Genomic DNA, 21,187 nt, shown 5'->3' on the forward strand with positions numbered 1-21,187 from the left:
TGTGTACCTGTTGGCCGTATGCCCCGTTGTTGGGATAATACTGCTATATGAGTACAAGATCTGTGTAATATCTGTACCGGAGTAAGGTAGTTGAAGGGACTTGAACGGAGTTCAACGAACTTGAAGGGACTTTAAAGCTCCCTTTCCACCCCTAAGCCGAAAAGTGCAAAATCATACTTGACCGGATCATTTGGATCCAGTAGGCGAAGGTTTGCCGTTAGTTCCTGAGCCGTCTTCCAGTTGACTTTTTCCAAGGTTATCAGTCCAAATTTTCGTGCGACACGCTCCACATGGACATCACATGGGCAGATCAGATCTTTTGGTGACAGGCGGTTCCAAATACCAAAATCAACGCCATTGTTATCTTTTCGGACCATCCAACGCAAAAACATATTGATGCGCTTGACAGTGGATTTTTGTGCCGGGCTGCTGATATGCTTACGCGTACGTTGCGGATAGTCGGGCAGGGAAAAGAAATATGTCTTAAACGCGTTGAGTGCCTGTTCTAAATTGACCTCTGTCCGGGTTTCCTGTCCTACCAAAAAAGCATCCTCCAAAGAGTTAAAGTGATTGTAATGATGCTTAAAAAAAGCGACAAAATAGAGTATATCCGTATCATTGAACGTACGGTGCTTAAAACCAAGCAGGCTTTTAAGATCTTGGTCTCGATGATTCATCATAAAATCATAAGGAGCACCATCCATTCTTTGGATCAACTCATTACATTTATTGATGATCGTTTTACGTTGTCCCCAAGCCATAATAGCTGCCAGGAATCCCATAATTTCAATATCATTCTTACTAGAAAACTGATGCGGAATGGAGATCGGATCATTGGGAATAAAATTAGGCTGATTATATTCATCAACCTTTTTATCCAAAAAATCTTTTAAATTAAAATCTACGGCCATTATCCCGATCTATCGTCCTGTCTGTAATATTCCTTTGCAAATATTTGCAATCAAACCCGGTCCCTCATAGATAAATCCGGTGTAGACCTGAACAAGGCTAGCGCCAGCATCCAGCTTTTCAATAGCGTCTTTTGCAGAATGAATGCCACCGACACCAATAATCGGAAATGCTTTATTGGATTTTTCGCTTAAGTAACGGATTACCTCGGTAGAACGCTTGGTCAATGGGCGTCCGCTTACCCCACCCGCTTCTTGGGTCAATTCTTGTTGGCTCTTTAAACCTTCTCTAGAAATTGTGGTATTGGTCGCGATAACCCCAGCGATCTGAGTCTCCATGACGATTTCCACAATATCATCCAGTTGGTTATCGGTAAGATCAGGAGCGATCTTAAGCAAGATAGGCTTTGGCGCCGGTTTTGCTTTGTTCAGATCCTGCAGCGTATTTAATATATTTTTTAACGGTTCTTTTTCCTGCAGGTCCCTTAGCCCTGGTGTATTGGGAGAGCTGACATTGACAACAAAGTAATCCACATAATCAAAGAGTGCATTGAAGCAATAAATATAATCGTTCACCGCTTCTTCGTTCGGTGTCACCTTATTTTTCCCGATATTACCGCCAATCAAAAGCCCTTTTCGGTCTTTTAGATTCTTCAAGCGATTTGCAGCGACATCCGCTCCCTGATTATTGAATCCCATGCGGTTAATCAACGCTTCATCTGGTACAAGACGGAACATCCGGGGTTTGTCATTTCCAGGCTGTGGTTTTGGTGTTACTGTTCCAATTTCGATAAAACCGAATCCTAAATTAGTCATGTCGGATATATATTCGGCATTTTTATCGAAGCCCGCAGCCAGGCCTACCGGATTTTTAAATTTCAATCCAAATACCTCACGTTCCAAGCGAGGATCTTCCACGGTAAAAATAGCATTCAATAATTGCTTGGCGCCCCAGATTTTTGAGAAGACATTCAATCCGCTGGTCACTTTGTGGTGAGCCATCTCCGGATTCATGGTAAAGAATATAGGTTTGACTAATTTATACATAATCGCAAAGTTACTCAAACAAGAAGAAATATTCATTACTTTTGTACTTTTGCATTTGAAATGATATCAATAAATAACTTAACATTTGAAATAGGGTCCCGTGCGTTGTATGACGAGGCAAACTGGCACATTAAACCGGGTGATAAAGTAGGCTTAATTGGTGCCAATGGAGCCGGAAAATCTACCTTATTGCGGTTGATCGTGGGACAGTACGCCCCAACTTCGGGAACGATTTCCATGGCAAAAGATCTTAAGATCGGTTACCTCAACCAAGACTTACTGTCCTATCACTCCGATAAGAGCATACTATATGTAGCCATGGAAGCGTTTGAACGCCAAAATCAATTACATGCCGAGATCGAGGACTTACTTGCTAAATTAGAAACAGATTATTCGGACGATATTCTAAATAAACTCAGTGACAGACAATTGGAATTTGAAGCGCTGGACGGTTACAATGTGGAATTCAAGGCCCACGAAATCCTGGCCGGTCTAGGTTTTTCAGAAGAAGAACAAAAAAGACCGTTAGCGACATTCTCAGGAGGCTGGCGTATGCGTGTGATGCTGGCCAAAATCCTGTTGCAAACTCCTGATATCCTCTTATTGGATGAGCCGACCAACCACATGGACTTACCTTCGATCAAATGGCTAGAGAATTATTTACAGGCATTTGACGGCGCTATTGTCATCGTATCGCACGATAGGTATTTTCTCGACCGTATCATCAAAAAGACAGTTGAATCACGAAAAGGAAAATTAACACTTTATGCGGGCAACTACAGTTTTTATCTGGAAGAAAAGGAATTAAGAAACGAATTACAGGCCAACCAGTTCAAAAATCAGCAAGCGAAGATCAAACAGGAAGAGCGACTTATCGAACGTTTCCGTGCCAAAGCTTCCAAAGCAAAAATGGCGCAGTCGCGGATTAAAGCCCTGGATAGAATGGAGCGAATTGAAGATGTGGATGATGATAATCCAACGGTCAACTTTAGCTTCAAGTTTTCAAAACCTTCCGGCCGTCATGTGGTAACTTTAGACCATATTTCTAAATCTTATCCGAATTTAGAAATATTAAAAAATACCTCTGCAATCATTGAAAAAGGGGATAAGATCGCCTTGATCGGTGCAAATGGAAAAGGTAAGTCTACCCTACTCCGTATTGTGGCTGGCGCAGATAACCAATTTGAGGGAAAATCGGAACATGGGCATAATGTGTCGCAAACGTTCTTTGCACAGCACCAGCTCGAAGCACTTCACCTCGAAAACTCGATCTTGGCCGAACTGCAGGCTTTTGCTCCAAAGCATACGGAGACCGAATTGCGTTCAATATTGGGCTGTTTCCTATTTACAGGCGACGATGCCTTCAAAAAAATCAAGGTATTATCAGGAGGTGAAAAATCCCGTGTAGCTCTTGCTAAGGCATTGACTGCCGATGCCAATTTCCTGGCACTCGATGAGCCCACCAACCACTTGGATATGCAATCGGTCAATATTTTGATTCAGGCCTTGCAGCAATTCGAAGGCACCTTTATTGTTGTTTCCCACGACCGCTATTTCTTGGATCACGTGGCCAATAAAATATGGTATATCGAAGACAAAGAGATCAAAGAATATCCGGGTACGTATCAGGAGTATGAGGAATGGGCTTCAAAGCGCCTTGTAAAAACAGAGGTCAAACCAGAGAAAAAAGTCAAAGAAGAACCAAAAGTTAAAAAAGAGAAACAAGCGCCATCTGAAGACCGCACCCGACTGCTGAGCAAAAAGAACAAGGAACTTTCCACATTGGAGAAAAAGATCGAAGAACAGGAAATATCGGTCAAGGACCTTGAACAGAAGCTGGCGGATGAAGCTGTTTATTCGGATGCGACTAAGTTACAGGAAACTACGCGAGCTTACAATTCGGCCAAGGCCGAGTTAACCCATTATCAGGAACAATGGGAGCAATTGGCCGAAGAAATTATGGAATTGGAAAATGATTAATTTTTTTTGCTTAAAATCAGCTTTTTAAGCTGATGAGTGCGATTTAAAGCCAGAAAAATTTGCAGGAATAGGATTAAAGCCCTACTTTTGCATCACTTCAAAAAAGGAACGATAGTTCAAAAAAGAAGTACGATTCCGTAGCTCAGCTGGTAGAGCAATACACTTTTAATGTATGGGTCCTGGGTTCGAATCCCAGCGGGATCACAGAGGAAAAGCTAATCGCAAGATTGGCTTTTCTTGTTTAAGCAGATTAGGATTCTTTTGCCAACGTAAACGAGGATCATACCGAAAGTTTGGGGGTTAAAGATAATTAAGCATACAATTTCATCACCCTATACAAGAAAAAAGTAGTATCTCTTACACCACGGAATACACTGCGAAAAGCCTTTAATTTAGCATTGAAAGACTCAGCTGAAGCATTTGTGCTCCTGTTGTCAAAGTAATGCAGGATTTCAGGGTGGTGTGCTGCAATAGACTTTGCTACACTCTCAAAAGATAGGATGCCCGCATTCTCCACTTGATTATGCCACAGACCCAATTTGGTAAAGGCAAGTGTTTTGTCTTTGCATTTGGTAAAAATAGCACCCAGAGCAATCCCTAAATCATATGCTTGTCTTAGCTTTGGGAAGCGAATAAACAATAACTCTGCACGATGTTTTTGACTTTCTGTCCACCGCCCAGGGTGCTTGAACAACAGATGTCTAGATCTAGCCAATAGTTGCCTGATGGTGTCTCCATTGGATAATACCTCTGGCTCATAAGGAAGACTTTGCTTTCTTGCATCCTTTATTTTTTGGCTTTCTATATCCAATACTTCCCAGCGATACTGGATCCGTAGTTCCTGAACAGCATCGTATGCTAGCTTTTGAACATGAAAACGATCTATTACCCGCCTGGCATTTCTGAAACATCTACGGATAGCCTTAGCCATATTAGGAGCCATATCCATGGTCACCTCTTTAACCTTGTTTCTTGTACCAAGAGGAATTCGCTCTAATACAGCGATAATATCTTCCGCTTTTGTTCCCTTGATTGTCGCTAGAATGGTTCCTTTCCTACCTTTTGCAGATTTACTACTTACAATGGTATAAAGTTCACCATTACTAAAACTGGTCTCATCAATACTTAAGTGTTCAGCTATATTCTGTGGAAATAGTGTCCAATTCTCTGCATGTGATTTTTGATCCCAATCATGGAAATCGCTCAGATGATTCTTATATTGATCTTGTAGCAGCTTGCCATCCATCTGAAAGAACAAACCTACTAACTGGGCACTTACAGGATGGTTATCCAAATATCTTCTTTAAAAAAAGCCCGAATTCTGTTGTCATTCGGGTACCCTCACGTACTAGATTCCAATCTCTTGTGATAATCTCTCCAGTGTCCAAAACAGTCCAACGACGACGACGGATATGCAGGGTAACTTTCTGCCCCCGAATGGGAAAATCGGAAATCTCCGTAGAAGGCATAAAACCTTTTGATTCTAGGTTACTATTTTCATAACCCGCTGGAGTAATATTAAGCTCATCTAAATAGATATGAAGTTGATCTTCTACCTGATCTACTTCTAAAATCTGAAAATATTCTAATAGCCCTTCGGGCATTAACAAGGATAATAATTTACGTTCGGCAGCTTCCAAGTGTTCTCTAGTTTTTAAAAACACTAAACTAAGTATTTTTTCAATTCCCCCAAGAATTATGCTTGATCCGTAAACGACTGAATAGATCATATACTGAATAGATCATATAAAGTCAAGTTTAATCATTTTATAATCATGTTGCGTTTCTGAAGTCACTAGGTGGCCTGAATAATCCGTATCAAAAAATAGTTCATGACAAAACCAGTTGTTATTTCCAATGTGAACAATATCTTTTTTTACGCAAACTTTGTCCGGATCAGTTAGGAACCCTGTCCCTTCGGCTTTTAAAGCTGCTTCTTTTAATGTCCACATCCGATAAAACTCTCGCAATGGGTCAATTGCAGCCCTAATATATAGCCATTCCGTTGCATTCATGATTTGATGCACTTCTGAGAAATTGATTGGCTTCAACTCTTCAATGTCAATACCAACCTTCGATCCTTCTGCTATAGCGCAGAAAATATAATTGCCTGAGTGACTTATATTAAAATCGATATGGTCATACAGATAAGGCTTTCCAAAAGGGTTATATTTCACTTCGTCAAGAGATATATTTGGTATTCCGAAATCTCGCATGCCTTCGATTAACAATAATCTACCCAGTAATTTTCTTGTTTTATCTTCTTCCAACTTATACCGTGAAATGATATCTCGAAATTTAATGGGCAGAAATGACAGCCACTGCGTTAGAATGGCTGTCTTATTTTCTGCGTTGAATTGGGTGTAAAATATTTTTACGCTCATTTTATAGCACACCTAGATATTTACAGAATGCCTCCACGCTGTTGCGATTAACTTTGGTGATCTCTATATCGCTATTTTTTATAAAGCGCTTGGTGTTGCTTATATCAAAATCAGGCGTATTCTGGTGAATCTCGATAAGCGACTTGTTGTCATAAGCTTTGAATTTAAATAAATTGAGGAGCGGATATAGCGGACTGTTTTCGTCAGCTTCCCAGAGTGCTAACCAATCCTGATAAGGAACTGGCTGTAAGTCAAATTTAAATTCATGCCTAAGCATTTCAAAAAATTCCGTTACTGTCATGTTGTCTTTCGGTTCCGGACTTAAATGAAAAACCTCGCCTATTGATGCTGGATTTTTGGAAATATGTGCAATTGCCTTGCTCACAAAATCAACCATAATCAACTCCTCCTTCTGATTGACCAGCGTTGGATATGTTTTTAACTGAATACATGTTTTGATCAAGAGGGACCACCATTGATAACTCGCTGTTGCGCCTGTCTTACTATGGCAAAAAACATAGCCAAGCCGGAAAATGATGATGGGAACACCTTGTTTGATCGCTTCTTGTGCAACTTGCTCCATGACCCATTTACTCTGGATATACCCCATGTCGCGGCTCAGATATTTAAAAGCACTTTGTATGTCGGTATCTTCCTTCAGAAGAGCTGGTTTGGTAAAATAATGTTCCCAGCTAAAAGCGCCTACGGTCGATAGCAAGGACAACTGTTTTAATTTGTGGGTTGTCACAAATCTGATCAATTTATGTAATGCGTCAACATTTGCTGCCCGCATATAAGAATATGGTTGTATAAAATTCACGGAACTACCAGCGTGGTATACTACATCAATGATTTTAGTTAAGTGGTCATAACTGTCGGCATCCAGTCCTAAAAACGGTTTTGCAAGATCTCCGCATAAATAATTGATGCGCGCTTCGTTGTAACTATCTAGTGAAATATGCTGGTCAGTCATGGTTTTTAACAGACGAATTTTGGCCTGTTTTTTATCTTCAGCACGAATTAATAAATATATGTCGGCCGTGGTTGACTTGAGCAGCTCAACTAAAATATTGATTCCAACAAAACCAGTTACACCGGTCAGCAGAATAGCACCAGGGTTTTCAAAATCTCCTTTCTCTACGGTGTTGAACATAAAAAAATCAGAAGGTATTGTCGCATCTTTTTTTATCTCTCCGCTCAACGGATCTTCTCCCAAGCCGTATTCGTGAATGTGTGGATTTGCATCCCTTTCTTCTATTAAATCCGCTAGCTTTCTGATCGTACTGTTTAAATAGAGTTCACCTAACGTGAGCTTATTTGGATATTCTGCATACAGTTTATTATAAAGTTTGGTAAGTAAGAGCGAATGGCCCCCAAGATGGAAAAAGTCATCCTCCAGACTTGTTATTTTGGATTCAAGAACCTCGTTCCAGATTTTTTTTATTGTTTTCTCATACTGATTTAGGCTATCTTCATCCAGATCTTTTGTTTCTTTAATCCTATCTTCGGCTATTGAAGAAAGCACCTGCCAGTCAATTTTACCATTTGTTTTCAAGGGTAAGTCTTCAATGTGGTAAATCTCATTTGGTATCATATACGCCGGAAGTTTTTTGCTTAATTCATTTCTAAGATCTGAAGCTTGAGCCTGCCCTGTCACAAAAGCACGTAACAATTTCACATCTTCTGAAGACTGATGAACATGGACGGCCGCGTTTATTACCCCTTTCGTCTGACAGATCACTTTCTCTATTTCTGACAATTCAATCCGATTGGTTAAAACAAAAGCAGATGGGGACATTTGTGGATATCCGCCGAAGCTTCAAATAGTTTGCAATCTGGCTCGATCGCGCTTCCAACTCTGAGAACGAAATTTTGTTTCCTTCGAAAATAAGAGCCGTCTTTTTGGGATTGAGACTTGCTGAAGTTTCAAATAAAGATAAAACTGACGATTTTTGTGTTAACACTTTGTTTACTTTGATTTATTATGGCATTTATTTTTGTTGTAACATAAAATTATAATAAAAAACAATTAAATTCACACATTATTGAATTTAATTATAATATTTTTTTATAGAAAGATTACTTGAACAACCACAACTGACCTTTAAAATGTATGAATTGATCAGCGGATACTGAGTGGCATGTTGTATACATGTCGTAACACAACTAAGTATAGCGGATATACTACTAAAGGGTCCCAAAACACTAGCTGAACTCGCTGCAGAAGCACAGTCAGATGCAAAATCGTTAAGTCGCCTATTAAGAGCCGTTACTAGTGTCGGAATTTTTACAGAGAAGGAAGACGGCACCTTTGAACTGGAATGATTTTGGAGCAACTTTACTTAGTGATGTTCCCAGTTCGGTAAAACCTTGGGCATTAGCAAATATGGGAGAACATTATCCTGCATTCGGCGCATTAACATATGGTGTGCAAACAGGAAAGGTGCCATTCGAACATGCGCATGGAAAACCTGTCTGGGAATATTACAAAGATAATCCGGTACGTGGCGCCAATCTTGCAAAAGCAATGGCCGGAATGTCTGGTGCTGTCCTTAAAAACTATTATTGATGCCTATGATTTTAATCCATACAAAAAAATGGTTGAATTATTAATCATAGATTCCGTTATTCCAGATTATTCTAGAAATCGTCCTCATGCAGGAAAACTTTTGGATATCAATATTCTAGCGATGACCACTGGACAAGAACGGACGCTGAGTGAATTTAAGACAATTATCGAAAGAGCTGGGCTCAAATTTAACAGGTTAATTGAAACTGAAACTGAAACTGAAATTTCAAGTATAATTGAGTGCGGGAGATATTAAGTTTTATAGCATCAGCCCCCCCCAAAAAAGCTAATCTTTTGATCCGCTTTTTTGGGGGGCTCCTAGGTTTTTACCGAATATCTTCTAAAAGTGTGTTATGCCAAAAGGACTTTACCCTCCTAAAAATGGGAGGGCAAATTTAATGGTTTATCTGTATTGCGATAGTTGCCGAAACTTAATATGTTTGTCAATGGATAGAGCTTGTCATTTTAAAACACTGATCAGCACGCAATTACTAGCTCCCAATGAAGAAACTCCTTTTCCATTTGATCTATGCGATGCTATCGCTACCGCTGGCATATAGTCAAGAGACTGGTACGATAGATAGTTTAAGAACTGAATTTATAGCGGCCAAATCCGACACCGCTAAACTTTCACTCTCGAATAAGCTCACCCGAGAATATTTTATGCGTGGAGATAGTAGTTCTGCCTTTCAATATGGCTATAGATCGCTAGCGCTGTCAAAAAAAACGAAGGTTCCGTTATATCAGGCAAAGGGCAGACAGATCATGGGTTATCTGCATACGATATTGATCCACCTGGACAGTGCGGAGTACTATAACAATCAGGTTATCCAGATCTTAAAAAATGCAAAATCCAATGAGGAAATGCGGGTTGTCGCCTATGCGAAAAATAACTTAGCAGCCAACTATCAGGTTACCGGGCACCTCAAAAAGTCAGCTAAGTTATTAATTGACAACCTCCCCATATTTGAAAAAATAAAAGATAATAGGCTTTATCATGTAACTTTAGAAAATATCGCTGCCACCTTTAATGAACTGGAAGACTTTGAGAAAGCGACATTTTATATTAAAAAGGGAATCGATTTTCTGAATAAAAATAATTTTGATGAAGAACATAAAATTGGTACTTATCTCATAGCCAGTTTGATTGCCTATGGCCAGAACAATCTTTCATTGATGAAAAATCACTTGGATCAGGTGAAATCCTATTTGGAGCATGTGGGCCCAACCACATTATACTCAGGCCGTTATTATTCCTATCTGACTTGGTATTATGTAAAAAAGAAGGACCTAAATAATGCAAGGAAAGCCATTACACAGGCGGGAAAAGCGCTCGATAAGCTGAAGAGCAGAACCAATTATTATGATTTTTACAATTCCCAATATGAGCTTGCCTATTTCGCCGGAGAGTACAAAAAAGCGCAACGAGCTGCACTCACATTATATGAGATGGCAAAAGAAGACGATCGGAAATCGGTCGCAGCAAAACATGCGCAGGATGTTGCTCTTCTGGCTAGCATGTCCGGTGATTATAGGACAGCCTATGATTTTCAGAAAAAATATTCGGATATCTCAGATAGCACGAAATTTGAAAATATGGAAGTTGAGATTCAGGATCTGGAAATTGACTATCAAACAGCTGAAAAAGAGAAGCGAATAGCTTTATTGGAAAATGAGAAACGGGAGGCCACACTGAAAAACAAAAATCAGGTTTTGCTTAATTTAGTTTTGGGCATTGGCGCATCCGCACTTTTAGTGATCCTGTTTTTTCTTTTCTATGTGTTAAGAACAAATAAAAAAAATAATAAAAAACGGCTGGAAGAAATTGAAAAAGATAAGGAATTAAAGATAGCACAGGCTCTTCTGGAAGGTGAAGACCGTGAGCGCATGCGGCTCGCCCGGGACTTACATGATGGCATTGGCGGAACCTTGAGTGGTATAAAACTAAAACTTTCCGATCCAAGCGGAGATAAAGCAATTAAGGTACAGCATGCAAATGAGCAATTAGGCATCGCTATTGGTGAGCTCAGAAGAACCGCAAGGGGGATGATGCCCGAAAATCTTCTAAAAAACGGACTTGCAACAGCAGTGCATGACTTATGCGCGGATAGAATAAGCTCAGAAGTGCAGATAGAGTTTCAGTCCAATAGTTTATTCGCTGATCTTTGTCCAAATAATACCGTTCATATTTACCGTATTGTGCAGGAATTATTAACGAATGCGATCAAGCATGGTGAGGCTAAAAATATCCTTATCCAACTTATTCAAGAAAAGGACAGCATTTTAATCACAGTAGATGACGATGGTAAAGGATTCGACCCGACAAAACTTGCAAATGCGTCGGGAATTGGCTTGAAGAATATCCAGAATCGGGTTAATTTTCTCAAAGGGAAATTGTCGATAGATAGTACGCCCGAACATGGCACCTCAGTAAATATTGAGACTTATGTGCGATAAAGAACTGATTATCGTTTTCTAGATGAAAACCCAATAGTATTACGGAATTCAAGAGATTATCCAAAAAAAATCGCTCCAATGCGACAGTGATCGACATCTTGCCTGTTTCGCTGTTTACTGATATTATTCGGCCCAAATCTGTAGACTTACTGTTGGTGGACATGTTTCTCGGCAATGGCTGTGTATAGAAATTTAACGTGGGCAGCATCATTGCATTATTATCGCTTGTTCCTAGCAATAATATGCTAGGAAAATCCTAAATTTAATAAAAGCAATCGGATGAAAAAAACTGTTTTAACCATAACATTAAACCCCTCGGTCGACAAGAGTACCAGCGTTCAAAATATTGTTCCCGAAAAGAAATTGCGCTGCGATCGCCCAAAGTATGAAGCTGGCGGTGGCGGCATTAATGTAAGTCGGGCGCTCAAGCGACTTGACATACCTTCAGATGCACTTTTCACATCTGGCGGAAAAACGGGCAGTATGCTCGAGAATTTATTGAAAAAGGAAGATCTCGATATCCTACCCGTGCATTTAGGCAGTGAAACAAGGGAAAATTTTATCGTAGTTGACAAGACCACTAATCAACAATACCGATTTGGATTTCCAGGTGAGGCGTTTTCGAAAAATGAACAGGATGAGATTCTGGCTCTTATCGACCAAATAAGCCCAGCACCGGATTTTGTCGTCATTAGCGGCAGTCTCCCCGGCGATGTTCCTGCTGACTTTATTGGACTTCTTATCAATAAATATAAAGCGAAAGGAAGTAAGGTAATCGTGGATACTTCAGGCGATGCACTGAAAGTAGCACTTAAAGAAGGAGTATTTTTATTGAAACCCAATGCCGGTGAGTTGGCGGCCCTTGTTGGAAAAGAGGAACTGGAAAACGCCGATTTAGATCACGCTGCTCAACAGATCATTATGCAAGGTCAAGCCAACATTGTTGTCGTCTCTTTGGGCGCTCAAGGAGCTGTATTGTACACCGCGACAGAAAAAATTCAGATGGTACCACCACTTGTAAAAATACGGAGTACTGTCGGTGCCGGAGATAGTATGGTTGCCGGCATGGTATCCGTCTTGGTCAACCAGGGCACAACTGAAGAAATACTCCGTATGGGAATCGCATGCGGTTCGGCCACCACAATGGCTGAAGGAACTGCGCTCTTTCAAAAGAAAGATGTTGACAGGTTGTATAACGAGGTCAGAAAACAATAAAAATGTAAACCTCTGCTAGCGCTTAGCCTGTCTTATCATTGTTGGTTGCTAACTTACAAAAAGGAGATTTTTAACCTATTCAGTTACCATTATCTATGCATTTTAATAAAATTCAGCACCAAAATCTTTTTGCCTATCGAAGATTACGCAGGGCGATCGGTTATTTGGGCATTTTTTTACCCATTATCTTAGTATTACTTTCGCTATTCAAGTTTTTCGGTACCGGTATCCAACCTTCGATAAGTCACTATTACTTCTCAAACCTGCGGGAAATTTTTACCGGAACATTATGTGCTGTAGGTCTATTTTTAATTTGTTATAAGGGTAATGGCAACAAAGTCTTCTGGAAGAACGATAACTACCTCACAAACCTTGCGGGATTCATGGCTATTGGAGTTGCATTTATACCGACGGATCCGATCGGCACCAGCTGTACACAATGTACATTGATCTCTTTTGGCTTAAAGGAACTGCATTATGGATTTGCTGCAGTGCTTTTTCTCACTTTTGCCTTCCTCTCTATTCACGTATTTACGATTGGCCAGGCGCTCAATACAGCAATTCCAATCAGCATGGTCAATGAAAATAACATCTACAGATTTTGCGGTTATGGTATAATCTTTTGTATTGCCTTAATCCCATTTAAGCTTTTTGAGTATGCCACATTGGTCTTTGAAGCACTTTCACTGTTTCTATTTGGCACGTCATGGCTTATTAAGGGACGGGCCTTGGGTGACAAAGGTATTATTGGCAGAAAATTGTATCGTGAGCAAAATATCATAGACACCGAAGAAACGGTGCCTCAATAGGGATTTAGCAGCTGCTCCCCTCCCCGACAACCTCCGCCTAGCTCATGGCGTCCTAGCTCCGGAATCAGATTTCTGATCAGATACGACCTGTTTCTCCTCCTGCGTAAGCGGGGCTGGAGGAATCTCTCCGTCCGAGCGTTCGATCTCCTGAGTTTCGACATGTACCGCAAATTGAGCCGGCTCAATCGGAATACCCATCACGGTTGCATACTCTCTGGTGTAGATTGCTCCAAAATATAATATAGCAGCCGTATAATACACCCATAGTAAAATCAGGACAAAGGAACCTGCAGCACCATAGGTATCCTGGGTTGCCGAATGTTCCAGATATATTCCAATCAGGTAACGGCCCAGCACAAATAAGATGGAGGTAAATAGGGCTCCTGCACGTACATTACGCCACTGAATATTGACGTCGGGAAGAACCTTAAAGATAATGCTAAAAAGTACGAATATAATACCAAACGATAATGCAAAGTTGATTCCGTCAACCAACATGACGGTCATGTCAGGAAAATAGCGCTGTAACTGTCCAGTCAATGCCAAAATTATACCATTGATGATCAGGGTAACCACCAGTAAAAACCCTAGGCCGATGACTAAGGAAGAAGATAACAAACGATCCTGAATTAACTTCAACCAGCCTTTCTTTGGCTTGGCCCGCACATGCCAGATTTTATTGATCGAATTTTGGATATCCCCAAATACACTTGTTGCCCCTAAGATTAGGGTGATACTACTGATCAGCAGGGCCATATTGGATTTGCCCGATAGTTCGAGATTTTGAATAACTTCCTGAATCTGTTTGGCGGCACTGTTACCGACTAATCCCCGTAACTCCATAAATACCTTGCCTTCAATGGCATCTTCGCCGTAAAATATGCCCGCTAGGGAAATGATCAACACGAGTATCGGGCCAATGGAAAAAACGGTATAGTAAGATAAGGAGGCACTATATTTCATGGAATCTTCATTCAGAAACCCGGCAACTGAACTCTTCAAAATTCGCCAGTAGGTCTTTATTTTACTTCGACTTTTAGTCCTTATATCCATATTGATGGTCTTTTTTAATATGAATAAACCACCTACTGGCAAAGAATGTTTTGGATTTACGAAGAAACGCTGCCGGGTAACTGGCGAATTCCCTTGTTATTCATACGAATAATCCCGAATGGTCCCCTGAAGAATAAGCTGATTGGACCGGACAACTTTCAAACTCAGATCCATATCCGATGCAATGGCCTTTAGCATTAAAACCGGAGGCACTTTGAGGCCATTCGGCCAGTCTGCAAGATGAATCGCCAGGTGCGAAAGACTATTGGTCTTCGCGTATTTTGACTGTAATTTATCTATCGTTGGGGCAGTAGATAAGATACTGACCTGATCATCTCTTTTCTGAAACCATTGGTAAAATAACTTATTGGGCAAAAATTTTGGTAATCCTGCATCACCTCTTACGCTCAACCTAACATTAGGCACTTTACTTTCATAAGGGGTTTTCTCCTCCACGGTTTCAAAATTGTCGTTGACGGCATAATTAATAATGGTATCCGTTTGTACAACTTGATTATTCAACACTTCAATGTCAACATAATCCCCATTTGCATGCGCCATAATCGAGTCCGCGGCTAACGGTAGATCAATAAGAATATCCTTTATCAGGGTTTTCAAACGTTTGTCCGGAAAATTGACCCAGCCTTTGCCAATATAATCCGCATCGACCAGCTCACGGACAAGATATTCTTGCGGAAAATTCCATGTATTTGACTGAAGCTCCCCCATAATTTCAATGCGGCTGCCTTTCAGGTCAAATTCTATGAAATTTTTTGTTGAAATATCGCTATAACGCAACGATTTACGTGTTAATTCACTCGGGTGATTAATGAAACTTTCAATGGAGATACGATCAGAGTCTGATTGGATTAAGCGCAGCATCTCTTCCTTCTTTTTGTCAAGATGAAAGCCCAGTCCTACCAATAGAGCGTCTCCTTTCCAGACAAATGCTATTTTATTCGCCTCCTGGTATGCATAATTTACTCCCGGAGCAGCATTATTTTCAATGGAATCCACAGAAAGGCCTTCTTTTAAAAAGGTCAGAAATTGCTTTTCATTTTTCAGATCCAAAAATGCATAGAAGTTCTTCGCGCTATCTTCAAGAGAAAAAAGAAATACATTGGCCTTGATATCGATTCCATTATCCTTTAGCTTAGTCAATTTTTTAGCGAAGTCCTGTCCTCCCTTTGGTGCCGTCTGCCAATTATCAAAGAGTTGGTTAAGCAAAATATCATCCAATGAGATGGTTAATAATGCCTTACTCTTTTTATGAACGACAGATTTATACGACTGCTGCTGTCGAACGATATAGATGCCCCAGCCTATTATCGCTAATCCTACGATAATTCCTAAAGTCCAAATTATTCCTTTTTTAATCATTGTCAGTTACATCAATTGGTTCATCCAAGTTGTATTGTTCATCCGGCACAATTCCATCTAGCAATTGGTTGATCACAAACTGTAGCGCATTGTTTGCCTTTGTCGGTAACTCAAGTTGCAAATCTGTTTCCAATCTATCACCAACAATTCCTTTCGAACTCAACGTAAAATTACCATAATTATTCAATTCATCTAATGTAGCGCGCCAACTATTGCCCAATATGAGATTCAAATCTTTTGTTAACCCTGGTATTTTCTTTGTTTGGAAAGCCGCAGAAAATTTACTTCCTTTCATAAGCTTAACAAAAGATGCATTGGATTTGGTCGAATAGCTATCTTTGTGCAAAATTTTATTTAGCTGCAGGCTATCGTTGCTGATCATCACCAGATCTTCATGGAACATCAGGTATAAAGGAAATTCTTTGCCATTGCCTTGTTTGATTTTGTAGATACCTCCAGCAAAGCTTGCATCGGCCTTTGATACCGCGACATCCAATGCCTTTTTAAAAATCCTTTGATCTTCAGATGTAAACATCCAGATAAAAGACGGTACCCGCTCCTCCTTGGTTTTATGAACCTCCTTTACATCGTAATTATCGTCGTAATCGTAATCAACATAGTCGATCTTTAAATTAGTGATTCCATTGACGACAACCAAATTATCGCCGGGCATAATTTTGGCGATAGCCTTTTCATCCAGTGCAATTTCAAGTCCAAGGGCCATAAGCTCAAGGACCTCATTTTCTTTTCCAAAATATTTTTTCAGGTTTTTTGTAAAAAATACTGGTATTTCCTTCAGGTAAGCTTCGGTGTTCACATTGACATTAAAATATGCGAATGTTTCCGCTGTTAAATACTTAGCGAACTTCGGATTGGGCTTCCTGGCGTACAATTTTTTGGTTAGGCTTATCAAGTCTTTTCCCAAAGTCACGCTGGTTTTCAGCATAATTTTATTGCGTTGCTGGGCCAGATCAAAAAACATGTCCCTATATCCTCTTTCCAAAGAAAAATTACTGGTATTATAATAAGCGTCCACAATCGAGCGGACAGAATGAAGCTCGTTATAAAAGCCGTCAATTTTTGGTAGCCACACACGCACAAGATCGATATTTTTTACTAATCGAGCCTGCTCCTGCGCACTTATACCTGGATATTTACCACTCAATAATTGCTCTTGTTCATGCAGCAGCCATTTTTCCAACAATATATTTTTAATGGAATCATTTCGTCTATCCACTTCCTCAAAAGTCGTATCAAGTGAATCATAGTTGATAGGGTTGTCATAAATCTCCAACGGTTCTCCTTCCTCTTGCTGTAGCTCAGTTTGCAATGTATCAAAGTCAAACGCGTCCCACTCCATTGTGGCGGAATCCGTTAATACAGAATCAGCACAATTAGCAGCAGCCTCATCTGCCGCAGTAGCAGCAGATACCGCAGCTGCGGCATAATCTATATTTTCAATACCATATACCCCTGCGATAGAATCGTTGGCAAAATAAGTTGGTCCAACCTCTCCCTTCAGCACCCTAAGTTCCTTTGCATTCCAAGCGAGCAATTGACCATCCGCCGTTCTAAGTCGGCTATAACCGTTCAAGACCGGAAGCGAAGTCCCTTCCATCTTCAGCAATCTTTCAAAGTGATCGATATCAGCGATCGGGAGAATCAGCTCGCCATACAGCAAACTATCCCTATTATTTCTGTAATATACAGCGACACCTTTTGCGTCCACGCCAGTCTGCTGAAAATCATTTTGCAGATCAAGGTCTTTCTTTTCAAAGTATTTGAAAAAACCAATACGATCCAACAATTTATTCAATGTGGCAGCTTCAGCGGGTTCAACGACCTTGGCTAAATTAATAGCCACTACTGTATTCGAGCCATCGGGTATTTTGCTCACAGATCCCTGCGCATAAACGGTACCGAAACCAGCTCCCAAGCACAATACTACGCCAAAACCATAACGCAGCAGTCTTCTTCCCCGATAACTCGACAAACAATTTGATATAACCATACATTTGATACTTTCTACTACTTATCTATCGCATCAAAAGTATCAAATGCAAGAGGCTATTCTCATCCCTGAATTCAGGTAATTCGAGGATTTCCTTTAAGCTTCTCGTATCAAACCGTATTCTATGGCAGATTTCACCGCCGCGGTCACACTTTTTGTCTGAAATTTTTCCATTAAATTTTTACGATGGCTTTCCACGGTGTGTGAACTGATAAATAAGGATTCAGCAATCTGATTGGTTGTCATTCCTTTAGCCACAAAGGTCAGTATCTCTTTTTCGCGACGGGTAAGTTTGGGAACTTGCTTCAGTCCCGCTTCCGTCTTCTTATTGAGTATAACCTGGGTTTTCGCACAGATGTAGCGCTTACCGACCAAAACATCGGATATAGCGGCAATGATCTCCGTGCCGGTGGCATTTTTTTGAAGATAAGCATCCGCCCCCTCATTTAATATACTGTTGATTACAGCCAGTTCGTTATGAACACTAAAAGCTATAATTTTTAGTTCTTTATAGTTCTCTTTCAATCCCTTTACCAGATCAATTCCATTTGCATCTGGAAGGTTGATATCCAGTAACAATACAAGCGGCGCATCCGATGCAATGTTTTTGGATAAGTCCAGAGCACTTGCATACATACCCACCACCTCAAAATCTTCATGGGTATTAATAATATTTTTTAGTCCCTCCAACAAAAGAGGATGATCATCTGTAATCGCTATCTTTATCATTTTACACTATAATTAAACAAGCGGCATTTCAATTTCTATCGTAGTTCCCTCACCTGGCGCGGACATAATCTTCATATCACCATGTAGAAAAGAAAGCCTTGACTGTATGTTGTGCATTCCTGCGGAATGTTGCAAATCTATCTTTTCAATATCAAATCCCTTGCCATCATCTTCTATCGTTATATGTAAACGCTCATTGTATACAGAAAGTTGTATGATGATATTGCTTGCTTCGGCATGCTTCAATGCATTGTTCACAAGCTCCTGAATGATTCTGTACAGCGAGATCTGGTGCTCTACACTAAAATTGGATTCAAACTGAAGAAATTCGCACTCTACCTGACAATTCGGCTGACTCATCCGTGCGGCATAATCCCTTAGGGCTTCCTGTAAACCGTATTTGACAATCAGATCCGGCATCAGGTTATGTGCGAGTTTACGAAGCTCATCGACGGCATCATCCAATAGTTCAATACTCCGCGTAATGCCCTCCTTCACTGCGGGCTGATTGGCTCCCTTATCGCTGAGCGAGGACAACCCAAGTTTTGTACTCGACAATAATCCCCCCAAACCATCATGTAAATCCCGAGCTAAACGTGTCCGCTCTTTCTCTTCTCCGGCCAGCATGGCGGTCAGATTTTTGATAGCATGCTGCTGGTTATTCTTCTCGATTTCAAGGCCATGTAGGTGCTCCTTTTGCCTCAACGTGTTGGAACGCTGCCAATAGGCATAAAAAAGTAAGATAACAGCAATTAAACAACTAATAAATAACCAGATATAGATCGAGTTCATACGCGATTTAAAAGCAATTTCCTGTTTGGAGACATCAAGTTCCTGCAATCGCTGTTCATTTTCCAGGCGGCTTAATTGCAGGTCTTTTTCCTTTTTGTCTCGTTCCAGCTGAAGTACTTTCAACTGTTGCGTCCGATTTAGTTCGTTTAGCTTTAAATTCTCGACCAATTGATTTTGTCGGTCATTAAGGGCTTTCATCAACTTGATCTGTTGTTCTTTTTTCTCCCCTTCCAATCGCAACCGCATTAATTTTTGGTTCTGCAGTTCCCGTTCATATTTAATTTCAAGTTGTTTGGTTTTATCCAGCTTATCTGAATTGAAAGCCTCCTCGAACACTTTGATATAACTCTTTTGATACTGAAATGCTTCCTCATATCTACCTTCTTCGACGCTCACTTCAGCAAGTCTACTGTAGAGACTGAGCCCTACCTGGTAATCGTAATGTGGTTCCCGCTGTAAGTTATATAGCGCCTGCTGTAAATACTTTTTTCCCTGATCCCGACGTCCATTTTTGAATGCTTCATCAGCCAATATGCCATAAGCTGGTACAGTAAGCGAATATTGTCCGGTCTCCTGCGCAATTTGCAAGGCTTGTTGAGCAAATGAAGTGGCTTTTTTAGCCGAATTTTCGGGATAGAATTCGTGATATAGATTCGCTAAATTAACGGAAACATAGGCCATATCCGTTGGGTTGATAAGATTCTTCTGGTTATTCTTAGCTATTCGATAAGCTTCGAGATAATGTTCCTCAGCTTTCTTCAATATGTTTGGGTCCGTTCGATCTGACCGATATTCTTCCTCAAACAGATAACCTGCCTGCATATAGGCATCGAACAAACTATTTATATTTCGGCCGGCTTTGGCTGTCTCCAGCAAAAGGTTTGTGTACTTCTCCTGAAAATCATAATTCCGCTGATTGGCGTAAATGGCTGTTAACTCCTTATAAATAGCCAATTTCCGCGCTATGTTGGCATCTGTTTGTGGTGCCTTTTCCAAAAAGGTAATTGCTTTGTGAAACTGTGAAACCGCCTGATCCTCTTTGCTCTGTCTTGTCATAATCCAGCCATCACAATAATAAACATACCCCTTGGTACTGTTGTCATTGATAATGGGCAGCACGGACTTTGCATGCTCCAGATAAAAACGTGATTTCTCAAAGAGATGATCGTTGTAGCTATTCATTGCTGCAATGCAATTTAAATAAGCGTAGTACTGTTTATCCGGATAATTTTTGGCCAGTTGAATATTATCGTTGAGCAACTGACTTGCCAATGCTTTCTCATTCGCAAAATATAGCGCCTGTGCATATTTTCCGGTCAGCAGAAAACGCTCTTTACTTCCTAAGGGAAGATTATAATATGATTTCTGTAGCTCCTGCAACTGCTCCTGTGCATACAGCTGACAGCAAGAGAATAAGAAAACTAAGCATATAATAAAGGTTTTAAAAAAAACATGAATACACCCCATAAAGTCTATTAATTCCCATTAGTGGATTGGTCAAACTTAGATAAATTTACTTTTATAAACAATTATAATTGCTGCCAAAATCTACCAAAACCACATAGATCCGCGTCATTTGCGCCATTTCAATAGCCACAATTTCGCAATTACAATGCCCTATACTTACTCTTCGCTATCGCAGCTGAAATTTTTGCCACCACTTTTACCAGTAGGTGCCTCCTATGCAATCTGGTCGGGCATTGGTATTGTCGTCATCACATTGATTGGTATGATTTTATTCAAACATATCCCAGATACAGCTGTAGTGATCGGAATGTTACTGATTTTCGCCGGTGTTATTATTAATGTATTCTCAAAAATGGACACACATTAGCTGATCTCAAAAGTAAATG

19 protein-coding genes and 1 tRNA gene are annotated in these 21,187 nt (G+C 40.3%); 9 read left to right on the forward strand and 11 right to left on the reverse strand.

The window, feature by feature from the left end:
* Positions 1-131: 131 nt before the first annotated feature.
* Positions 132-911 carry a TIGR02757 family protein gene (locus tag DCO56_RS01065; RefSeq protein WP_181390425.1) on the reverse strand — a complete coding sequence of 260 codons (780 nt, stop codon included), beginning with the start codon at positions 909-911 and terminating at the stop codon, positions 132-134.
* Positions 912-920: 9 nt separating this feature from the next.
* Positions 921-1,955 (reverse strand): quinone-dependent dihydroorotate dehydrogenase, encoded by a 1,035-nt coding sequence (locus tag DCO56_RS01070; protein ID WP_108631930.1) that lies wholly within the window; start codon positions 1,953-1,955, stop codon positions 921-923.
* Between the two features lie 60 nt (positions 1,956-2,015).
* Between DCO56_RS01070 and DCO56_RS01075 the strand changes: the two genes are divergently transcribed.
* Both DCO56_RS01075 and DCO56_RS01080 read left to right on the forward strand, forming a co-directional pair.
* Positions 2,016-3,935, forward strand: coding sequence for an ABC-F family ATP-binding cassette domain-containing protein (locus DCO56_RS01075; RefSeq protein ID WP_108631931.1), 1,920 nt, complete (start codon positions 2,016-2,018; stop codon positions 3,933-3,935).
* Positions 3,936-4,066: 131 nt separating this feature from the next.
* Positions 4,067-4,139: transfer RNA gene (locus tag DCO56_RS01080), tRNA-Lys, on the forward strand.
* Between the two features lie 106 nt (positions 4,140-4,245).
* Here DCO56_RS01080 and DCO56_RS01085 read toward each other — a convergent pair.
* The 4 genes from DCO56_RS01085 to DCO56_RS01100 all read right to left on the reverse strand — a co-directional run bounded on the left by DCO56_RS01085 (position 4,246) and on the right by DCO56_RS01100 (position 8,078).
* Positions 4,246-5,229 carry an ISAon1 family transposase gene (locus DCO56_RS01085; protein ID WP_245935752.1) on the reverse strand — a complete coding sequence of 328 codons (984 nt, stop codon included), beginning with the start codon at positions 5,227-5,229 and terminating at the stop codon, positions 4,246-4,248.
* Positions 5,222-5,599 carry an ISAon1 family transposase N-terminal region protein gene (locus tag DCO56_RS01090; RefSeq protein WP_245935753.1) on the reverse strand — a complete coding sequence of 126 codons (378 nt, stop codon included), beginning with the start codon at positions 5,597-5,599 and terminating at the stop codon, positions 5,222-5,224. The genes DCO56_RS01085 and DCO56_RS01090 overlap by 8 nt, the downstream gene beginning before the upstream one ends.
* Before the next feature lie 78 nt (positions 5,600-5,677).
* Positions 5,678-6,319: a 4'-phosphopantetheinyl transferase family protein gene (locus tag DCO56_RS01095; RefSeq protein ID WP_108631932.1), complete on the reverse strand. Its 642-nt coding sequence runs from the start codon at positions 6,317-6,319 to the stop codon at positions 5,678-5,680.
* Between the two features lies 1 nt (position 6,320).
* Positions 6,321-8,078 carry a thioester reductase domain-containing protein gene (locus DCO56_RS01100; protein ID WP_181390426.1) on the reverse strand — a complete coding sequence of 586 codons (1,758 nt, stop codon included), beginning with the start codon at positions 8,076-8,078 and terminating at the stop codon, positions 6,321-6,323.
* A 377-nt stretch (positions 8,079-8,455) separates the two neighbouring features.
* Between DCO56_RS01100 and DCO56_RS30020 the strand changes: the two genes are divergently transcribed.
* From DCO56_RS30020 to DCO56_RS01130, 6 genes are all read left to right on the forward strand, one after another.
* On the forward strand, positions 8,456-8,644 hold the full coding sequence (locus tag DCO56_RS30020) for a methyltransferase family protein (protein ID WP_108631935.1): 189 nt from the start codon (positions 8,456-8,458) through the stop codon (positions 8,642-8,644).
* Complete coding sequence (locus tag DCO56_RS29155; protein WP_181390427.1) at positions 8,595-8,888, forward strand: hypothetical protein; 294 nt, start codon at positions 8,595-8,597, stop codon at positions 8,886-8,888. The genes DCO56_RS30020 and DCO56_RS29155 overlap by 50 nt, the downstream gene beginning before the upstream one ends.
* 28 nt (positions 8,889-8,916) lie before the next feature.
* The gene (locus tag DCO56_RS29160; RefSeq protein ID WP_181390428.1) at positions 8,917-9,144 is read left to right on the forward strand and encodes a methyltransferase; all 228 of its coding nucleotides are present in this window, start codon (positions 8,917-8,919) and stop codon (positions 9,142-9,144) included.
* Positions 9,145-9,389: 245 nt separating this feature from the next.
* Entirely contained in the window at positions 9,390-11,345 is a 1,956-nt protein-coding gene (locus DCO56_RS01120; protein ID WP_108631937.1) for a sensor histidine kinase, read from the forward strand.
* A 279-nt stretch (positions 11,346-11,624) separates the two neighbouring features.
* Positions 11,625-12,560, forward strand: coding sequence for a 1-phosphofructokinase family hexose kinase (locus tag DCO56_RS01125; RefSeq protein WP_108631938.1), 936 nt, complete (start codon positions 11,625-11,627; stop codon positions 12,558-12,560).
* Positions 12,561-12,655: 95 nt separating this feature from the next.
* Positions 12,656-13,369 carry a hypothetical protein gene (locus DCO56_RS01130; protein ID WP_108631939.1) on the forward strand — a complete coding sequence of 238 codons (714 nt, stop codon included), beginning with the start codon at positions 12,656-12,658 and terminating at the stop codon, positions 13,367-13,369.
* A 42-nt stretch (positions 13,370-13,411) separates the two neighbouring features.
* Here the strand turns inward: DCO56_RS01130 and DCO56_RS01135 are convergent, their stop codons facing one another.
* The 5 genes from DCO56_RS01135 to DCO56_RS01155 all read right to left on the reverse strand — a co-directional run bounded on the left by DCO56_RS01135 (position 13,412) and on the right by DCO56_RS01155 (position 20,801).
* Complete coding sequence (locus DCO56_RS01135) at positions 13,412-14,422, reverse strand: YihY/virulence factor BrkB family protein (RefSeq protein ID WP_108631940.1); 1,011 nt, start codon at positions 14,420-14,422, stop codon at positions 13,412-13,414.
* A gap of 96 nt (positions 14,423-14,518) precedes the next feature.
* Positions 14,519-15,802 (reverse strand): hypothetical protein, encoded by a 1,284-nt coding sequence (locus DCO56_RS01140; protein WP_108631941.1) that lies wholly within the window; start codon positions 15,800-15,802, stop codon positions 14,519-14,521.
* Positions 15,795-17,813, reverse strand: a complete 2,019-nt coding sequence (locus tag DCO56_RS01145; protein ID WP_108631942.1) for a hypothetical protein — start codon at positions 17,811-17,813, stop codon at positions 15,795-15,797. The genes DCO56_RS01140 and DCO56_RS01145 overlap by 8 nt, the downstream gene beginning before the upstream one ends.
* Positions 17,814-17,909: 96 nt before the next feature.
* Positions 17,910-18,542 (reverse strand): response regulator, encoded by a 633-nt coding sequence (locus DCO56_RS01150; protein ID WP_108631943.1) that lies wholly within the window; start codon positions 18,540-18,542, stop codon positions 17,910-17,912.
* 12 nt (positions 18,543-18,554) lie between these two features.
* Positions 18,555-20,801, reverse strand: a complete 2,247-nt coding sequence (locus DCO56_RS01155) for a tetratricopeptide repeat-containing sensor histidine kinase (protein ID WP_108631944.1) — start codon at positions 20,799-20,801, stop codon at positions 18,555-18,557.
* Positions 20,802-20,946: 145 nt separating this feature from the next.
* On the opposite strand from DCO56_RS01155, the gene DCO56_RS01160 reads away from it, so the two are divergent.
* Complete coding sequence (locus tag DCO56_RS01160; protein ID WP_108631945.1) at positions 20,947-21,168, forward strand: DMT family transporter; 222 nt, start codon at positions 20,947-20,949, stop codon at positions 21,166-21,168.
* The last annotated feature ends 19 nt before the right edge of the window (positions 21,169-21,187 follow it).

This window comes from Sphingobacterium athyrii (genome assembly GCF_003071065.1).
In the GTDB taxonomy this organism is placed as follows: domain Bacteria; phylum Bacteroidota; class Bacteroidia; order Sphingobacteriales; family Sphingobacteriaceae; genus Sphingobacterium; species Sphingobacterium athyrii.

Bases quoted from the DNA above. Each gene is read 5' to 3' on its own strand.
- DCO56_RS01065 (WP_181390425.1), bottom strand. From the start codon at position 911: ATGGCCGTAGATTTTAATTTAAAAGATTTTTTGGATAAAAAGGTTGAT.
- DCO56_RS01070 (WP_108631930.1), bottom strand. From the start codon at position 1,955: ATGTATAAATTAGTCAAACCTATATTCTTTACCATGAATCCGGAGATG.
- DCO56_RS01075 (WP_108631931.1), top strand. From the start codon at position 2,016: ATGATATCAATAAATAACTTAACATTTGAAATAGGGTCCCGTGCGTTG.
- DCO56_RS01095 (WP_108631932.1), bottom strand. From the start codon at position 6,319: ATGAGCGTAAAAATATTTTACACCCAATTCAACGCAGAAAATAAGACA.
- DCO56_RS29160 (WP_181390428.1), top strand. From the start codon at position 8,917: ATGGTTGAATTATTAATCATAGATTCCGTTATTCCAGATTATTCTAGA.
- DCO56_RS01120 (WP_108631937.1), top strand. From the start codon at position 9,390: ATGAAGAAACTCCTTTTCCATTTGATCTATGCGATGCTATCGCTACCG.
- DCO56_RS01125 (WP_108631938.1), top strand. From the start codon at position 11,625: ATGAAAAAAACTGTTTTAACCATAACATTAAACCCCTCGGTCGACAAG.
- DCO56_RS01130 (WP_108631939.1), top strand. From the start codon at position 12,656: ATGCATTTTAATAAAATTCAGCACCAAAATCTTTTTGCCTATCGAAGA.
- DCO56_RS01135 (WP_108631940.1), bottom strand. From the start codon at position 14,422: ATGGATATAAGGACTAAAAGTCGAAGTAAAATAAAGACCTACTGGCGA.
- DCO56_RS01140 (WP_108631941.1), bottom strand. From the start codon at position 15,802: ATGATTAAAAAAGGAATAATTTGGACTTTAGGAATTATCGTAGGATTA.
- DCO56_RS01145 (WP_108631942.1), bottom strand. From the start codon at position 17,813: ATGGTTATATCAAATTGTTTGTCGAGTTATCGGGGAAGAAGACTGCTG.
- DCO56_RS01150 (WP_108631943.1), bottom strand. From the start codon at position 18,542: ATGATAAAGATAGCGATTACAGATGATCATCCTCTTTTGTTGGAGGGA.
- DCO56_RS01155 (WP_108631944.1), bottom strand. From the start codon at position 20,801: ATGGGGTGTATTCATGTTTTTTTTAAAACCTTTATTATATGCTTAGTT.
- DCO56_RS01160 (WP_108631945.1), top strand. From the start codon at position 20,947: ATGCCCTATACTTACTCTTCGCTATCGCAGCTGAAATTTTTGCCACCA.